The sequence below is a fragment of the Gemmatimonadaceae bacterium genome (assembly GCA_016720905.1).
In the GTDB taxonomy this organism is placed as follows: domain Bacteria; phylum Gemmatimonadota; class Gemmatimonadetes; order Gemmatimonadales; family Gemmatimonadaceae; genus Gemmatimonas.
This window is the reverse complement of sequence record JADKJT010000030.1, coordinates 89,358-104,352: the sequence shown is the minus strand read 5'-3', so window position 1 is coordinate 104,352 and position 14,995 is coordinate 89,358. Positions and strand designations below refer to the sequence as shown.

General features: G+C 64.5%; 13 protein-coding genes and 1 pseudogene. 10 read left to right on the top strand and 4 right to left on the bottom strand.

Annotated features, from left to right (window positions below):
• Positions 1–10: 10 nt before the first annotated feature.
• Genes lon through IPP90_19355 form a run of 4 tightly spaced genes read left to right on the top strand, consistent with a single transcriptional unit; the run spans position 11 to position 3,692 of the window.
• Entirely contained in the window at positions 11–2,356 is a 2,346-nt protein-coding gene (gene lon / locus IPP90_19370) for an endopeptidase La (GenBank protein ID MBL0172825.1), read from the top strand.
• Positions 2,353–2,745 carry a ribosome biogenesis GTP-binding protein YsxC gene (ysxC, locus tag IPP90_19365; GenBank protein MBL0172824.1) on the top strand — a complete coding sequence of 131 codons (393 nt, stop codon included), beginning with the start codon at positions 2,353–2,355 and terminating at the stop codon, positions 2,743–2,745. Before lon ends, ysxC begins: the two co-directional genes overlap by 4 nt.
• Complete coding sequence (locus IPP90_19360) at positions 2,643–2,984, top strand: hypothetical protein (protein MBL0172823.1); 342 nt, start codon at positions 2,643–2,645, stop codon at positions 2,982–2,984. Before ysxC ends, IPP90_19360 begins: the two co-directional genes overlap by 103 nt.
• A gap of 30 nt (positions 2,985–3,014) precedes the next feature.
• Entirely contained in the window at positions 3,015–3,692 is a 678-nt protein-coding gene (locus IPP90_19355) for a hypothetical protein (GenBank protein MBL0172822.1), read from the top strand.
• 10 nt (positions 3,693–3,702) lie between these two features.
• Here IPP90_19355 and IPP90_19350 read toward each other — a convergent pair whose 3' ends face one another.
• The gene (locus IPP90_19350) at positions 3,703–4,230 is read right to left on the bottom strand and encodes an NUDIX domain-containing protein (protein ID MBL0172821.1); all 528 of its coding nucleotides are present in this window, start codon (positions 4,228–4,230) and stop codon (positions 3,703–3,705) included.
• Between the two features lie 60 nt (positions 4,231–4,290).
• Here IPP90_19350 and IPP90_19345 point away from each other — a divergent pair, with 60 nt between their 5' ends.
• From IPP90_19345 to IPP90_19330, 4 genes are read left to right on the top strand one after another with little or no spacing between them, the layout of a single operon-like run.
• On the top strand, positions 4,291–5,820 hold the full coding sequence (locus IPP90_19345; protein ID MBL0172820.1) for a chorismate-binding protein: 1,530 nt from the start codon (positions 4,291–4,293) through the stop codon (positions 5,818–5,820).
• Between the two features lie 3 nt (positions 5,821–5,823).
• Positions 5,824–7,359, top strand: coding sequence for an FHA domain-containing protein (locus IPP90_19340; protein ID MBL0172819.1), 1,536 nt, complete (start codon positions 5,824–5,826; stop codon positions 7,357–7,359).
• A complete protein-coding gene (locus IPP90_19335) occupies positions 7,356–8,147 on the top strand; it encodes a hypothetical protein (protein ID MBL0172818.1) in 792 nt (263 codons plus the stop codon). The genes IPP90_19340 and IPP90_19335 overlap by 4 nt, the downstream gene beginning before the upstream one ends.
• Complete coding sequence (locus IPP90_19330) at positions 8,144–9,277, top strand: glycosyltransferase family 9 protein (GenBank protein MBL0172817.1); 1,134 nt, start codon at positions 8,144–8,146, stop codon at positions 9,275–9,277. The genes IPP90_19335 and IPP90_19330 overlap by 4 nt, the downstream gene beginning before the upstream one ends.
• Here the strand turns inward: IPP90_19330 and maf are convergent.
• Complete coding sequence (maf, locus tag IPP90_19325) at positions 9,190–9,843, bottom strand: septum formation inhibitor Maf (GenBank protein ID MBL0172816.1); 654 nt, start codon at positions 9,841–9,843, stop codon at positions 9,190–9,192. The two genes, IPP90_19330 and maf, sit on opposite strands and share 88 nt — an antisense overlap.
• A 79-nt stretch (positions 9,844–9,922) precedes the next feature.
• Between maf and IPP90_19320 the strand changes: the two genes are divergently transcribed.
• Entirely contained in the window at positions 9,923–11,113 is a 1,191-nt protein-coding gene (locus IPP90_19320) for a PLP-dependent transferase (GenBank protein ID MBL0172815.1), read from the top strand.
• A 46-nt stretch (positions 11,114–11,159) separates the two neighbouring features.
• Here IPP90_19320 and IPP90_19315 read toward each other — a convergent pair whose 3' ends face one another.
• Positions 11,160–11,642 (bottom strand): D-tyrosyl-tRNA(Tyr) deacylase, encoded by a 483-nt coding sequence (locus IPP90_19315; GenBank protein MBL0172814.1) that lies wholly within the window; start codon positions 11,640–11,642, stop codon positions 11,160–11,162.
• A gap of 49 nt (positions 11,643–11,691) precedes the next feature.
• On the opposite strand from IPP90_19315, the gene IPP90_19310 reads away from it, so the two are divergent.
• Positions 11,692–13,263 (top strand): hypothetical protein, encoded by a 1,572-nt coding sequence (locus tag IPP90_19310; GenBank protein ID MBL0172813.1) that lies wholly within the window; start codon positions 11,692–11,694, stop codon positions 13,261–13,263.
• Positions 13,264–13,363: 100 nt separating this feature from the next.
• Here the strand turns inward: IPP90_19310 and IPP90_19305 are convergent.
• Positions 13,364–14,978 (bottom strand): annotated as a pseudogene (locus IPP90_19305) (peptide chain release factor 3).
• Positions 14,979–14,995: the final 17 nt, after the last annotated feature.

The following is a 14,995-nucleotide window of genomic DNA, read 5'->3' as shown; positions in this document are numbered from 1 at the left end:
GCTTCGCGATGTGGTGTTGTTCCCCCACGTCGCCATGCCCCTGCTTATCGGTCGCGCCGGCTCTTTGGCGGCGGTCAGCGAGGCCACCGAGGGTGCCAAGGAACTGCTGATTGTGACGCAGCGCTCCTCCGACGTGCACACGCCGTCGGCGGCGGATCTGCATCGCATCGGGGTGGTTGGGCGACTGCAGCAAGTGACCCGACTGACCGGCGGCACGACCAAGATTCTCGTGGAAGGACTTTCGCGCGTCAAAGTGCAGCGCTTTGTCACCGCGAAGGGCAGCCCGCTATTCGAAGCGCGGGTGATTCCCTTCCCGCTCGAACACAGCGACAGCGAGACGACACACGCGCGGGTGCGTCATGCCATGACGCTGTTCGAGGAGTATGCGGGACTGCAGCGTCGATTGCCCCCGGAGGTTGTGGGATTATTGCAGGGGCTTGATGACGAGGAGCGGGTCGCGTTCGGTATCGCGGCGCACATGCAAGTCACCATCGAGCACCGTCAACGCCTGCTGGAATCGCCCACGCTCGATGTCCTGAGCGATCGATTGGTGCAGTTGCTGGGGAGCGAGCTGGAGCTGCTCAAGCTTGAACGCAAGATCGACGAACAGGTGCGGGGTTCGCTGTTCCAGAACCAGCGCGAGTTTTTCCTGCAGGAGCAGTTGCGGGCCATCCACCGGGAGCTGGGGCAGGAAGACGGCGACGAGGGCGAGGAGATGGCCCGCCAGATCGCCGAGCGCGGACTGCCGGAACCGATCGCGCTACGGGCGCAACGGGAACTCCGCAAGCTACGGCGCACCTCGCCCATGTCCCCGGACGCGGCGGTGGCCCGCGGGTGGCTGGACTGGGTGCTGGGGTTGCCGTGGACGGCGCGCAGCGACGATACGATCGATATCGAACATGCGCGGGCCGTGCTGGATGGTGATCACTACGGACTCGAGGAAGTGAAGGATCGCATTCTCGACTACATCGCCGTCCTCGGCAAAGTCGGCGCGATTCGCGGCCCCATTCTATGCCTTGTCGGTCCGCCCGGGGTCGGCAAGACGTCGCTGGGTCGCTCCATCGCGCAGGCGCTGGGTCGTCGATTTGTGCGGATGGCGCTGGGCGGCGTGCGTGATGAAGCCGAGATTCGCGGACATCGCCGCACCTATATCGGTGCGATGCCCGGGCGAATCCTGCAGGCGATGCGGCGCGCGGAAACGGTGAATCCCGTCATCCTGCTGGATGAGGTGGACAAGCTGGGCAGCGACTGGCGCGGCGATCCGGCGGCGGCATTGCTGGAGGTGCTCGATCCGGAACAGCATCACGCGTTCAACGACCACTACCTCGAGGTGGACTACGACCTGTCGCAGGTCCTGTTCATCACGACGGCGAATACGATCGGATCGATTCCCGAGGCGTTACGCGATCGGATGGAAATCATCCGGCTGCCCGGGTACCTCGAACCGGAGAAACTCGCGATTGCGCGGCGATTCCTGCTGCCGCGGCAACTGACGGCACACGGCATCAGTCCGGAGCTGGTGTCGGTCGCGCCCGACGTCCTCACGGCCATCATCCGTGGATGGACCAAGGAGGCGGGTGTGCGCGACTTGGAGCGTCGACTGGGTCGATTGGCCCGGAAGATCGCGCGGCAATCGCTGAGCGGCGTTGGTGCGGGCACCAAGGTGGATGGTGTGACGGTCATCAGTCGCGAGAATCTGCACGGCATGCTGGGGCCGGCACCGCACGATCCTGACGAACTGGTGTTGGTGGATCAGGTGGGCGTGGCGTCCGGGCTCGCGTACACAAGCGTCGGCGGCGAGCTGCTGGAAATTGAAGTCAGCGTGGTGCCGGGGCGCGGGCGACTGCAATTGACAGGGACACTGGGCGACGTGATCAAGGAGTCGGCGGCGGCGGCGTTGAGTTATGTGCGCTCGCGTGCCCCACAGTTGGGCCTTTCGCCGGACTTCCACCGCACGCGTGACATTCACGTGCACCTGCCGTCGGGTGCGACACCAAAGGACGGTCCGTCGGCGGGGATCGCTATCGCGACGGCGCTGACCAGCGCGCTCACTGGTATTCCCGTACGCGGTGATGTGGCGATGACGGGCGAAGTCACGCTGCGCGGTCGCGTGTTGCCCATCGGGGGTTTGCGGGAGAAGGGTGTGGCCGCGCATCGCTATCACATTGCCCATGTGATCGTGCCGCAGGGCAACTTCAAGGATATTGCCGAACTGCCGGAAGACGTTCGCGCGGCCGTGACCTGGCACCCGGTGCGGACCATGGACGAAGTGCTGGCGCTGGCCCTTCGCACGCCGATTGTGGCCGGTCGCACCGACGTCACCACGGTGGCCGACCGCGTGGACCGGCCCACGTGACCGACGACCCCCTCGTCATTCGGCACCTGGAATACCTTGGGCCGATGGCGACGAAAGAGGGATGGAAGCCGGAAAATGTGCTTCCGGAAATCGCTTTCGCCGGGCGTTCCAATGTCGGCAAATCGTCCTTGCTCAATCGGCTGATGCGTCGCAAGTCGTTCGCGCGCGTCAGCAACACGCCCGGCCGCACGCGCGAAATTCACTTCTTCAACGTGAACCACACCTTTGTGCTGGCGGATCTGCCCGGCTATGGCTACGCCCGCATTTCAAAAGCCCGAAAGGCGGAATGGCGTCCGCTCATCGAGGGTACCTGTCGGAGAGCGCGCACTTGCGCGGTGTGGTGTTGTTGCTGGACGTGCGACGGGACCCAACCGAGGACGATCGGGTGATGCTGGATTTCCTGGCGGATCTCGGGGTACCAACCATTCTGGCGGCCACCAAAGTCGACAAGTTGCGTGCGGCGGAAGTTGGACCACGGATGGCCGCGCTGGCGAGTGACATCGGCACGGAAGCCGATCAGATCGTGGCGTTCAGCGCAACGACTGGGGCCGGCCGCGACGACCTCGCGGCGGCGTTGGTATCATTGCTGGCACAACCGGACTGGAAGTCCTCGGAACCGGCCGAGTAGGCATTCACCCCGTAACCGATGAGGCGCGCGATGCACACCACGCGCAGACTGCTGTGGTTGCCCCTGATGGCGCTGACGGTCGCTTGCGCGACGGGCCACCCGGCCACGGCGCAGGTGCCGCCAGCCGGGCAAACCGGTGCCGCCGGCGATACGCTCGACCCCAACTTCGTGCCCGCCGGTTTCGGGTCGCTCAAACAGGATGATATTGCCCTCAAGGTCGCGCCGTCATCAGGGCTGCAGGTGCGAGCCATTCCGCTGGACGAGCGTCTCATTCGCCTGCTCTCACCGGACTCGTATCGCGCACTGCGCGACCTCGTGGCCAGCAAGCAGCAGGCGGTGCAGACGGTCAAGGAACGCAACCGCCTGCCGTCCTACTCAATCTGGTACGTCAGTTTCTTTGCGCTTGAGCAAGGCGAAACGCGCTTTTCGCCACAGGAGTTCATCATCAGCAACACCGGGCGCGACTTCCGGCCCCTGGACGTTCTTCCACTGAGCGCTGGCTTTGGGGAGTACCGCTTGCGACAACGCGAAGTGCAGTCCGCGCTGTTCATCTTCGACGGTCAGATCGATGTGAACCAGCCGACCACCGCCATGATGGAAGGCACGCCCAGCGTCACCGATTGGAGTCGCGTCCTGCAGGCAATTGAACGCGAGCGATCGCTGGTGCGCAGTCGCGCGGCCGCCATGAGCAAGAAACCCAGTCCGTAAGACGCTCCCCCTACGGCACCAGCAGCACGTCTTCCGCGGCACCCGCGTCGCCGCCCCGCAGCAAATGCATGGTGTAGCGAATGGCCTGGTGCTCCCGTGGCCAGGCCAACACCTTCGTCGCGGCGCGCGGAGATCGCCACGCGCAGTCGTCGTGTTCCGGTCCCAGCGTGACAGTGCATTCGGGCGTCACAATCGCGGCAAACACCAGCGCCATTTGCAGTGTGTCGGTCTGGTGAAGATAGAACGGATTCACCGCAATGCTGTACAGGCGCTGCACGCCCAAACCGGTCTCTTCCCATACTTCACGACGCGCGGCATCCGCGGGTCGCTCGCCAGTCTCGATGCTGCCATGCACCAGTTCCCAGGCGCCAGTGCACCGGACGCCCGGTGCGCGACGCAGGGTCAGCACACGCCAGCGAGCCTCGCTGCGCGGCCGTGACAGTGCCTCGGCCGCGTTCGTAAGGGACACGGGCGCCAGAACGACAACGTCAATGACGCCGGCATCAATGCGTGTGGTGCGGCCGTCGAGCAGGTGCATCTGCCAATGTTACGGACTCGCTTGCCTCGGTGCGAGTAGGCCTGCGAACTTCCATCAACGATGACTCCGCTTTCCGATTTTCTCGCTCGAGCCGCACCCTGCCTCGCGGACGGTGGCTTGGTGCCGGTGTGGCGCGATTGCCTTCTCGACCAATGCTCCCCGGTCGCCGCGTACGCCAAGCTGCGGCGAGGCCCGTTCGGGTTCCTGCTGGAATCGGCGCCGGCCGGCGAAACGTGGGCCCGCTATACGTACCTCGGGACCGAACCGCGAGGTGCCTGGCGGCTGCGGGACGGCGTCGTGGAGGACTGGACGCCAACGGACAGCTGGCATGCCGCGCGCACACCGGCGGACCCGATTGCCGACCTTCGCGACATTGTGCGCGATATGCGTCCGGTCGACGCGCCGGAACTGGGTTCGTTCTGGAGCGGCGCGGTTGGATTTTTCGCCTACGATGTGGTGCGGCACATCGAGCGCCTTCCCCACGCACCGCCGCGCACGTTGAACGCGCCGGATGCGTGCTTCGTCTTCACCGACGCGCTGGTGGTGATCGACAACTGGCGCGGTCAGGCCCGCGTCATCGTGTCGGTGCCGATTCCGCCCGGCGCGAGCACGGACGCGCTGGAACGCTTGCATCGACATGCCACGGCCACGCTCGATGACACGATCGCGCGGTTGCACGGACCTGACGTCCTCGAGCCGCTGGCGCTCGATGCGGGTGCTCCACCTGCGGTGCCGACATCGCGATACACCCGTGAGGCCTTCGAGCGCGACGTCGACCGTATCAAGGAATACATTCTGGCGGGCGACGTCTTCCAGGTGCTGCTCGCGCGACGCATGGAATTGCTGCTCGATTTCAGTCCGACGTCCTTGTATCGCGCCTTGCGGGCGCTGAATCCGTCGCCCTATATGTACCATCTGGTGCTCGATGGTCTGGAATTGGTGGGCAGTTCTCCCGAGTTGCTGGTTCGCGTCGCTGACGGGCGTATCACCGTGCGTCCGATTGCCGGCACCAGGCCGCGTGGTCGGACGGCCGAGGAGGATCAGGCGCTGGCGTCGGAACTGCTGGCCGACGAAAAGGAGCGTGCCGAGCATGTCATGCTGGTTGATCTGGGCCGCAACGATGTCGGGCGCCTCGCGCGGTACGGTACGGTCCGTGTGACCGATCTGATGACCGTCGAGCGGTATTCTCACGTCTTTCACATCGTCAGTCAGGTGGAGGGAGAACTGTCTGACGGTTCCAGCGCCCTGGACGCGTTCCGCGCCGTCTTCCCCGCCGGCACGATGACTGGGGCGCCCAAGGTGCGTGCGATGGAGATCATCGACGAACTGGAACCGGAGCGGCGTGGCCCGTATGCCGGGGCTCTTGGATTCATCAGTGCGGGCGATACGCGCATGGATCTCGCCATCACCATTCGCACCTGCGTCATCGCCGATGGGATCGCTTCCATCCAGGCCGGCGGTGGCATCGTGCATGACTCCATTCCGGCGCGCGAGTGGGAAGAAACAGAGAACAAGGCACGGGCATTGTTGACGGCGATCGGCCGTGTGCGCGCAGCGCACAGCGGCGTGGCCACTGCCTCAGGGCGCTGACCGGTGACCTTCGTCCTCGTTTCCACCTCCGGCGATCGACGCTTTCTGATTGAGGATGGCGTCGTGTTGGTGGCTGGTCGGGACATCTCATGCGAACTCCCCATTCTCGATGCCGGTGTCTCCCGGCGTCAGGCCGAGCTGCGCGCCGATGAAAGCGGTATCACGATCGTCGACCTCGACTCGCGCAATGGCACGTGGATCAACGGTACGCGGGTCAAGACAGGTCGAGCCGTGCCAGGCGACGCCGTGGCCTTTGGCACCGTGGTATTCACCGTGCTCGAACGGACAGACGCCGATCGCCGACCGGCGATCACCGGCAGCACGCTGGACGGCTCGGCCACCGTCGTGCTCGAACGCGCCGTCCCCTCACGGGACACTGCGGTGGCGGAGGTTGCCGGTCAGCGACTGGCCAAGCTGGTGACACTGGCGCAGCGACTGGGCGGCCTGACCAGCGTCGAACAGTTGCTGCCAATCATTGTGGACGACCTGTTCGGCGCCTTCGATGCAGATCGCGTCGCGGTGCTGTTGCAGGGTCCCACGGGCGAGATGGAACTGCGCGTCGTGCGCGACGCGCCGGGCGGTGATGTGGAGCGCTCGGTTCCCCGTGCCATCGTCAACGGCGTGTCCGAGCGACAGGTGGCATTGTTGACGCATGACGCGCTCGAAGACACCCGCACCGCCGGCGATTCCGTGGTACGCCAGGCCGTTCGCTCGGCCATGGCCGCTCCGCTCCTCGGCGATGGTCAAATGACGTTGGGGGTCGCCTATGTGGACAACGTACGGAGTGCGCGCGCGTTTTCAGAAGACGACCTGCATTTCCTGGTGGCCTTCGCCGGAATTGCCGCCGCCGCCGTCGAGCGGGAGGCCACCGCCTCGCGCCTGCGTCACGCGGCGCACGTGCGCGAGAACTTCGAACGGTATTTCTCGCCGCAGTTGGCCGAGCGCATCGCGGCCACCAGCGGGTCGATGGCTCCCGGTGGTCACCGGCAGCCAGTGGTCGTGCTGTTCAGCGATATTCGCGGATTCACGGCGATCGCCGAGTCACTCCCGCCAGTCGCCATGGCCGCGCAGCTGAACGAGTACTTCGGGGCGATGGTTGACTGTGTCTTCGAGCGTGATGGTGCACTCGACAAATTCATCGGCGACGCGCTGCTGGCCTACTGGGGTGCGCCCGAACCGCGCGATGACGATGCGATGCGCGCCGTCCACGCGGCGCGTGCGATGCAGGAGGGATTGCGGTCGCTCAATGCGCGGTGGCGCTCCGAAGGACGTCCCGAGTTGCAGGCAGGGATCGCGGTGCACTGCGGCGAGGCATTTGTCGGAAACATCGGCTCGCCGCGACGGTTGGAGTACACGATCATCGGCGATACGGTCAACCTGGCGAACAAGTTGTGTGCGCGCGCCCGCGGCAGCGAGATCCTGATCACCGATGCGATGCGGGTGGCGCTCGTGGACGGTGCGACGCTGGTCGCGCGCGAGGACATCGTGCTGGAACGACGTGCCGACAATGCGATGGCGGTCTGGGAGGTGTTGCCGTGAACCATCCATCGTTGGCCGCCCTCCCGTTGGTGCGCCGACGTATCGGCGAAGCGGAGGTTGCCGCCACGCCCGCCATCGTTGACGACCTCGCCGCGCTGGTCGCCTCGCACGGCACCGCGTACGAGTGGGCCGCTCAGCAGCCGCAGCCGCGCGCGCTGCGCGGTCGCGCCCCGGTCTACGTGGCCGCACTCCCGGCGTCAAACGATCTTGTCGTCGTGCGCCACGCATGGCATGGCGGCCTCCTCGCCCCCCTCTCGACGGATCGCTTCCGCAATACCCGTCGCGCCGAAGCGGAGTACGCCACGTCGGTCCGGCTCCGTCAGCATGCCGTCCCGACCACCGACGTGCTGGGATTCGTTTCCTATCCGGCCGGGTTCGGTTGTGTTCGCGTGGACGTGGTGTCACGATTGGTCCAGGACGCTTTCGATCTGGGTATGATCGTGGCCGGCCTGGTTCCCGAGATCGACCGCGATGACGCACTCGCCGCCACCAGGACACTGTTGCTGCGATTGGCCGCTGAAGGCGTGGTCCACCCTGACCTCAATGTGAAGAACATCCTCGTGGTGCGCGCGAGTACCGGCCACCTGACTGCGATGGTGATTGATGTCGATGTCGTGCGATGGGACGCCGGCCGGACACCGGCGGACACGATGGAGGCAAACGTCGCGCGATTGATCCGATCGATGCGCAAGTGGCGTCGTCAGTTCGGCTGCCCGTTGTCGGACGACCTCCTGGAGCAATTCGCGCGCGCCGCACGCGCAGGCACCGATGACGGTGCGCGCCGATGACCCACGATACCAACCTGTCGCCATCGCTTCCGCCGACCCGCCTCGATCGTATCGGCATCGTGATGATGAGTGCCGTCGGCGATGCGGTGCACGTCATGCCGCTGATCCACGCGCTCAAGGCCCATGCACCCGCCAGTGTCGTGACGTGGGTGCTGCAGCCGGGACCGGCAACGCTGGTACGCGGCCATCCCTTGGTCGATGAGATCGTGCCCTTCGATCGCGCGCGTGGATGGAGGGCGTTTATCGACGTGCGTCGGGCCCTCGCCGATCGTCCCTTCGACGTGGTGCTCGCTTTGCAGGTGTATTTCAAAGCCGGTCTGGTGACGGCGTTCACGCGCAGCCCGATCAAGCTGGGATTTGATCGAGCGCGTGCACGTGACATGAATTCCGTGTTTACCAGCCATCAGATTCCCCCGCACGTCGGCCAGCATGTCCAGGATCAGTACTTCGAATTTCTGGACGCACTGGCCGTGCCGCATGGCGCGCCGTCATGGACGCTCGGCCCCTGGAACGAGTCGGAACGCCAGTGGCAGCAGGGGTTCCTGTCACAGTTCGATCGGCCCATCGCGCCGATCGTGGTGGCGACCAGCAAGGCGGAGAAGGACTGGATGCCGGAGCGCTGGGCACAAGTGTGTCACGTGTTGTGGCACGAATTCGGCCTGCAGCCCGTGCTGGTGGGCGGACGATCGGCGCGCGAGCTCGCTGCGGAGGCGACCATCCTGCGCGCCGCACCGATGGCCCACTCCGCACTCGGCAGCGGATTGCGCCGTCTGGCCGCCATTCTCGACGGCGCGGCCGTGGCGCTGTCACCCGATACCGGGCCCCTGCATCTGGCGGTGGCCTTGCGGACACCGGTGATCGGGCTCATGGGGTATACGAATCCCAAGCGCGTCGGCCCCTACGACTTCTCCCGCGACCTGCTGATCGATGCGTACGGCGATCCTGGCGAAGATTATCCATTGGACATGAGCTACCGACACGATCGCATGACGCGCATTACGGTCGATGATGTCCATGCGATGTTGGTGCGATGGCAGGAACGTTACTCGGCCGGACGAACGCGCAATGCAGGTGGCTCACCGCCAACCCAGGCGCGTGCGCCGATGTTGCACCGCAAGGGTCCGAAGTGATATTCAACGCCCAGTTCGGCCATGAGTCGAACCAGTCGGCCCAGTGCGAGACCCATGACCGCGAAGTAGTCGCCATCGATGCGTTCCACAATCGTGGCGCCGAATCCCTGGATACCATAGGCGCCCGCCTTGTCCATCGGCTCGCCCGTCGACACATAGTCGGCCATCTGCGCCGCATTCAGTGCACGAAAGGTGACCGACACCGACTCGACGCCCGATCTCGTTCGTCCTTGGTACACTACAGCCACCGCCGTATGCACGATGTGCGTCCGGCCGTTCAAACGCGCCAACATGGCGCGCGCCTCGTCTTCCGAGCGCGGCTTGCCCAGAATGTCACCGTCGATCACCACGATCGTGTCCGACCCGATCACCAGCGCGTCGGGCTCGGTGGCCGCCAGCGCCCACGCCTTGGCGCACGCCAACCGTTCGCAGTGGGGGATAGGTGCTTCGCCGGGGAGCACTGTTTCGTCGACATCCGCAGGGCGTACGTCATGCGGAATGCCGATCAACGTCAGCAGGTCACGACGGCGTGGCGACTGGGATGCCAGGACAACACGCACCGGCATGGTGGAGGGGTAATCGGCAGGGGTCATGCCACTAAGTTACGACGTCGTGCAACGCCCCCGCACCCCACGAGACCGCTTTATGTCCGACGCGCCGCACTTCGAAACGCTGGCCATTCGCACGCAGGCACCAATCAGCCCTGAGCGCGAGCATTCGGTGCCGTTGTATCTGACGTCGAGCTTCCGTTTTGACGACGCGGAGCATGCACGCGCGCTGTTTGCCGAGGAAGTCAGCGGCAATGTGTACAGCCGGTACGCGAACCCGAACACGGATGAGCTGGTCCGGAAGCTCTGCCTCATGGAAGGTGGAGACGACGGGATTGCCACCGCGTCCGGTATGGCGGCGGTGTTCACGGCCATCGCGTCACGGGTTTCGGCCGGAGATCATGTGCTGGCCGCGCGCGCGTTGTTTGGGTCGACCCATCAGATCTTCACTCGCATTCTCCCGAAGTGGGGCGTGCAGAGCGATTACGTCGACGGGTCCGATCATGACGCATGGATTCGCGGCATACGCCCCAACACCAGAATGCTGTTCATCGAGACACCGTCCAATCCCGGACTCGAATTGATCGATCTGGAGTGGTTGGGTGCCCTGGCTCAGGATCGCGGCATTGACCTGGTGGTGGACAACTGCTTCGCCACACCGTACCTGCAGCGTCCGTTGTCGTACGGCGCCACGGCCACCGTGCACTCAGCCACCAAGTACATCGATGGCCAGGGGCGTGTGCTGGGCGGTGCGATCATCGGTGCCGAGGCTTTCATCGCCGACTGTCGGTTTTTTGCGCGGCACACGGGTCCCGCCATGAGCGCGTTCAATGCCTGGGTGCTGTCCAAGTCGCTGGAAACGCTTGCCGTGCGGATGGACCGACACTGCGACAACGCACTCGCCATCGCCAGGCACTTTGAGCATCACGAGTCGCTGGCGTCCGTGCGATATCCCTTCCTGCCGTCGCATCCGCAGCATGCGCTGGCGCGCCGCCAGATGTCACAGGGAGGCGGGATCGTGGTGCTGGTGGTGAACGGCGGCCTGGAGTCGGGACGTCAATTCCTTGACGCGCTCACGATGTGTTCACATTCGCCGAATCTGGGCGATACACGCACCATTGTCACGCACCCTGCGTCGACCACGCACAGCAAACTCTCCGCGGCCGAGCGCGCGGCTGTCGGTATCAGCGATGGCCTGATTCGCGTCAGCGTGGGGTTGGAAAATGCGAGTGACATTATCGCCGATCTGGAGCGTGGGCTTGCCGCCGTCTCGGCCGGGCTCCGTTGACCATGCTAATCGGGGAACATGGCGTTACACCGCTGGCACGCGCCAATCATGGCGGGTCACGATCGACGGCCTCTCGTTCAAGCCAAATCGTTACTGGGCCGTCATTTATCAGCTCAACGTCCATGGTGGCCCCGAATTCGCCGGTCTCCACCGGCAACCCCTGGTCGAGGAACAGCGTGACCAACTGACCGTACAGACGTCCCGCCATATCTGGCGGCGCCGCGCCAATGAAGCTTGGACGCCGTCCTTTGCGGGCGTCGCCGTACAGGGTGAATTGCGACACCACAAGCAGCGCCCCGCCTATTTCGCGCAAGTCGCGGTTCATACGGCCTTCCGCATCTGGAAACAGCCGCAAAGAGGTTATCTTATCCACCAGCCACTTCGCCTCGCTGATGGTGTCGCTTGGAGCGATGCCAACCAGCAGGAGATAGCCCACTCCGATGCGCCCCGAAACCCGGAGCGCCTCATCCGACGACTCATCACGGATTCGCACTTCAGCACGACGCACTCGTTGCAGTAGAATTCGCATAAGTCCGACAGTTTCGCACTCTTTTGTTCTTGCCGAAAGAGCTGAGCCAATGTCAATCCATACGACCGTGCAACCACGCCTTGCGCTTCATTTCGATCTGGTGCCGCGCAGCAGCGCCACCAATGCCGACGCCGCCTTTCTCGATGCCTGTGTCGCGTGGCTGGGGCTTGATTCCAGTCAACAGCTAAGCTGGGAGTCCCCGTCCAATCACACGCTGGACGGTGGTCGCATCCTTCGCTGGGCGCCGTTCATGCACGAAGGCGCGGCGCTGGCGGACATCGTGGTGCACGCACCGGATCCGCTCGACCGCGGCCTCCAGTGGTCAACACATGTGACCTATGTAACCACCTCGGCGGCCAGCGGAGCCGTGCAGCGTCAGTTGTACATCCGGGTGGGAACTGACGGCGGCGTCGGCAACGGCGCCCCGCCACCGGTCCGGCCGCCGCGCCTGTTGTCGGAACTCGATGTGCCGTTCACGCTGGTGTCCAGCGACGGGCCATTGCAGCGCATCCCGACGCAATTGGAAGCGGGTACCCTCGACGCGTTCGTGCGCTTTGTGTTGTGTGATCCTGCACGCACCATGCCGGTGTTGTTGCTGACCGAGTTGCCTGACGGGGGATACGTTCTGCCACCGGAGCAGTTCGCCAGCGAGGTCTTCGGACTCGGCCTGTGCTTCATGCTGCGCCATAGCGACACGTTCGCGCTCTCGGATGCCGTTGGTGGACATGCGCGTTCGGTGTTTCTCGGCAGCGCGCGCGCGTACCTGCCCGGATTTCATCTCGAGGCCGATCCATTCCAGCATCCGCTCGTGCTCGCCCGCGCCCTGGCGCTGCCCGGCGAGCGCCGCCGACTCGTGCAGCGGCTTGCTGAAGTCTCGGTGCATCGTCCGATGTCGGATTCGGTTCTGGTCGAACGCATGCGCGACGAACGCGCGTCCGCGTACGGCAAGCGACCGGATGCATCCAACGCGTTGGCGGCTGCGGAATCCGGATCGGAACTCGATCGCGGGCAGTTGGTTTCGCTCGTTCGTGATTTCGAAGAAGCACTGAAGCAGTCAGAGGGCGAGTTGATGCGCGTCCGCGAACGCTTGAACGAATCCCGCGACCAGCTGGAGACCGAACGCGCGCTCGCACGATCCCTTCGCACCACGCTCGCCGCGCTGAAGGAGCGGCAGCCCATCTCAAAACCCGCCAGCGACGCGCCGGAATCGGTGCTGGAAGCGGTGGAGCGCGCGCAGGCCATGTACGCAGACGCACTGCGCTTGCTGCCTACCGCGTTCGTCGCAGCGCGGGAGTCGGAGTTCCCCGACCCGGACACCGCGTGGAAGTATCTCAAGACGCTGGGCGAGGTCGGCCGTCGACGTCAGGACCGCGCCCTCAGTCGCCCGCTGACCGAGGTCTTCACCGATCTTGGCGTGGACTACACGCCCGGCTCAACCGATTCCGCGTACAAGACGCCGTACGTGTTCCCGGATGGGTCGGCCGAGATCGAGTGCCCCGATCAGCTGCGTCGTGGAAGCAACCCCGACACCGGACTGCGGATTTACTTCTCGTCGTCAGATGACGGGGGATTCGTGATCGGGCACGTCGGCCGGCAAATCGAGATCGCAAAGCAGGTTTGACTGAGTACTGAGTACCGAGTACTGAGTACCGAGTACTGAGTACCGAGTACTGAGTACCGAGTACTGAGTACCGAGTACTGAGTACTGAGTACTTCGTCCGTCAGGGCTGCGCCTCGTGGAACGTGACGCTGGTCTCGTGTTGCAGGGCGCGCCGTAACGCCCAGGCGTCCTGGAAGAGCACCACCACGTTGCCCTTGTGGTCGTAGAGTTGCAGGCGACCCTGACCGTTCGCCACGCGTTCCACATCGGCCTTGGGGCCGGTGAGCCAACGTGGCCAGCGGTATGTCATTTTCTCGAACTTGCACGGCGCGGCGTATTCGTGCTCCAGACGAAACGCCATCACGTCAAACTGCAGTTGCCCGACGGCGCCGACGATTGGCTGTGAACCGAACGACGTTTCGGCGAAGAACACCTGGGCGGCGCCCTCCTCCGTCAGCTGTCGCAGTCCACTGTCAAATTGCTTGCGTTTGAGCGGGTCAGCCGGCACGGCGCGCGCAAAATGCTCGGGAGGAAAACGCGGGATCCCCTGGAACTCCAGCGTCCCGTCGCCTCCCAGCGTGTCACCAATGCGCAGGGTGCCACGATCCATGATGCCGATCACGTCACCCGGCCACGCTTCTTCGATGGCCACCCGATCTCTGGCCATGAACTGCTGCGGGGCAGCCAGACGTATCGGTTTGCCGCTGCGCTGGTGCAACACCTGCATGTTCGCCTCGAAGTGCCCGGACACGATCCGCACAAATGCGATACGGTCCCGGTGCTTGGGATCCATATTCGCCTGAATCTTGAACACGAATCCCGTGAAGTCCGTGCGCGCGGGGGCCACTGGACCAACCGTTGACTCCCGTGGCCCCGGGGGCGGGGCCAGCTCGAGGAACTCCCGCAGGAACGGTTCGATACCAAAGTTGGTCAACGCCGAACCGAAGAACACCGGCGTCAGCGTGCCGTCGATCACGCGCTCATGTTCATAAGTGTGCCCCGCCGCATCCAGCAACTCGATGTCGGTCATCAGCCGATCGAACGCGCCCGCACCCATCGTGTCCAGCAGCGACGGATCATCAATGCCCACAATGGTCTCGTCGGCGCGCGACGCCCCTCGATCGCCGCTCCGCTCGAACAGATGCACTTCGCGCTTGAGACGATCATACACGCCCACGAAAATGTCATTGTCGAACACGGGCCAGGTGGCGGCATAGCAGTCGATGGACAGGTCGGCCTCGACGTCCTGAATCAGCTTGAGCGGATCCTCGCCGTACCGGTCGCATTTGTTGACCAGCGTGAAGATCGGTGTGCGCCGCAGCTTGCACACGTCAAACAGTTGCCGGGTGCGTTCCTCAACGCCTTTTCGATTATCCAGCAACATGATCGCGCTGTCGGCAGCCACCAGTGTCCGATAGGTGTCTTCCGAGAAGTCTTCATGGCCCGGGCGTGTCGAGCAGGTTGAGTTGGTAGCCCAGATACTCGAACTGCAGCACCGACGAGGTGACGGAGATACCACGCTCCTGCTCGAGCTTCATCCAGTCGGACGTGGCGTGACGCGTGGCGCGGCGGGCCTTGACCGAACCGGCCAGATGAATCGCGCCGCCGTACAACAGCAGCTTCTCGGTAAGTGTCGTCTTGCCGGCGTCCGGATGCGAGATGATCGCAAACGTGCGGCGTCGCACGATCTCGCGGGCGAGGGCCGTTTCAGCGGGGGGCAGTACAGCATCTGTCATCCGCCAAAATTAGTCGA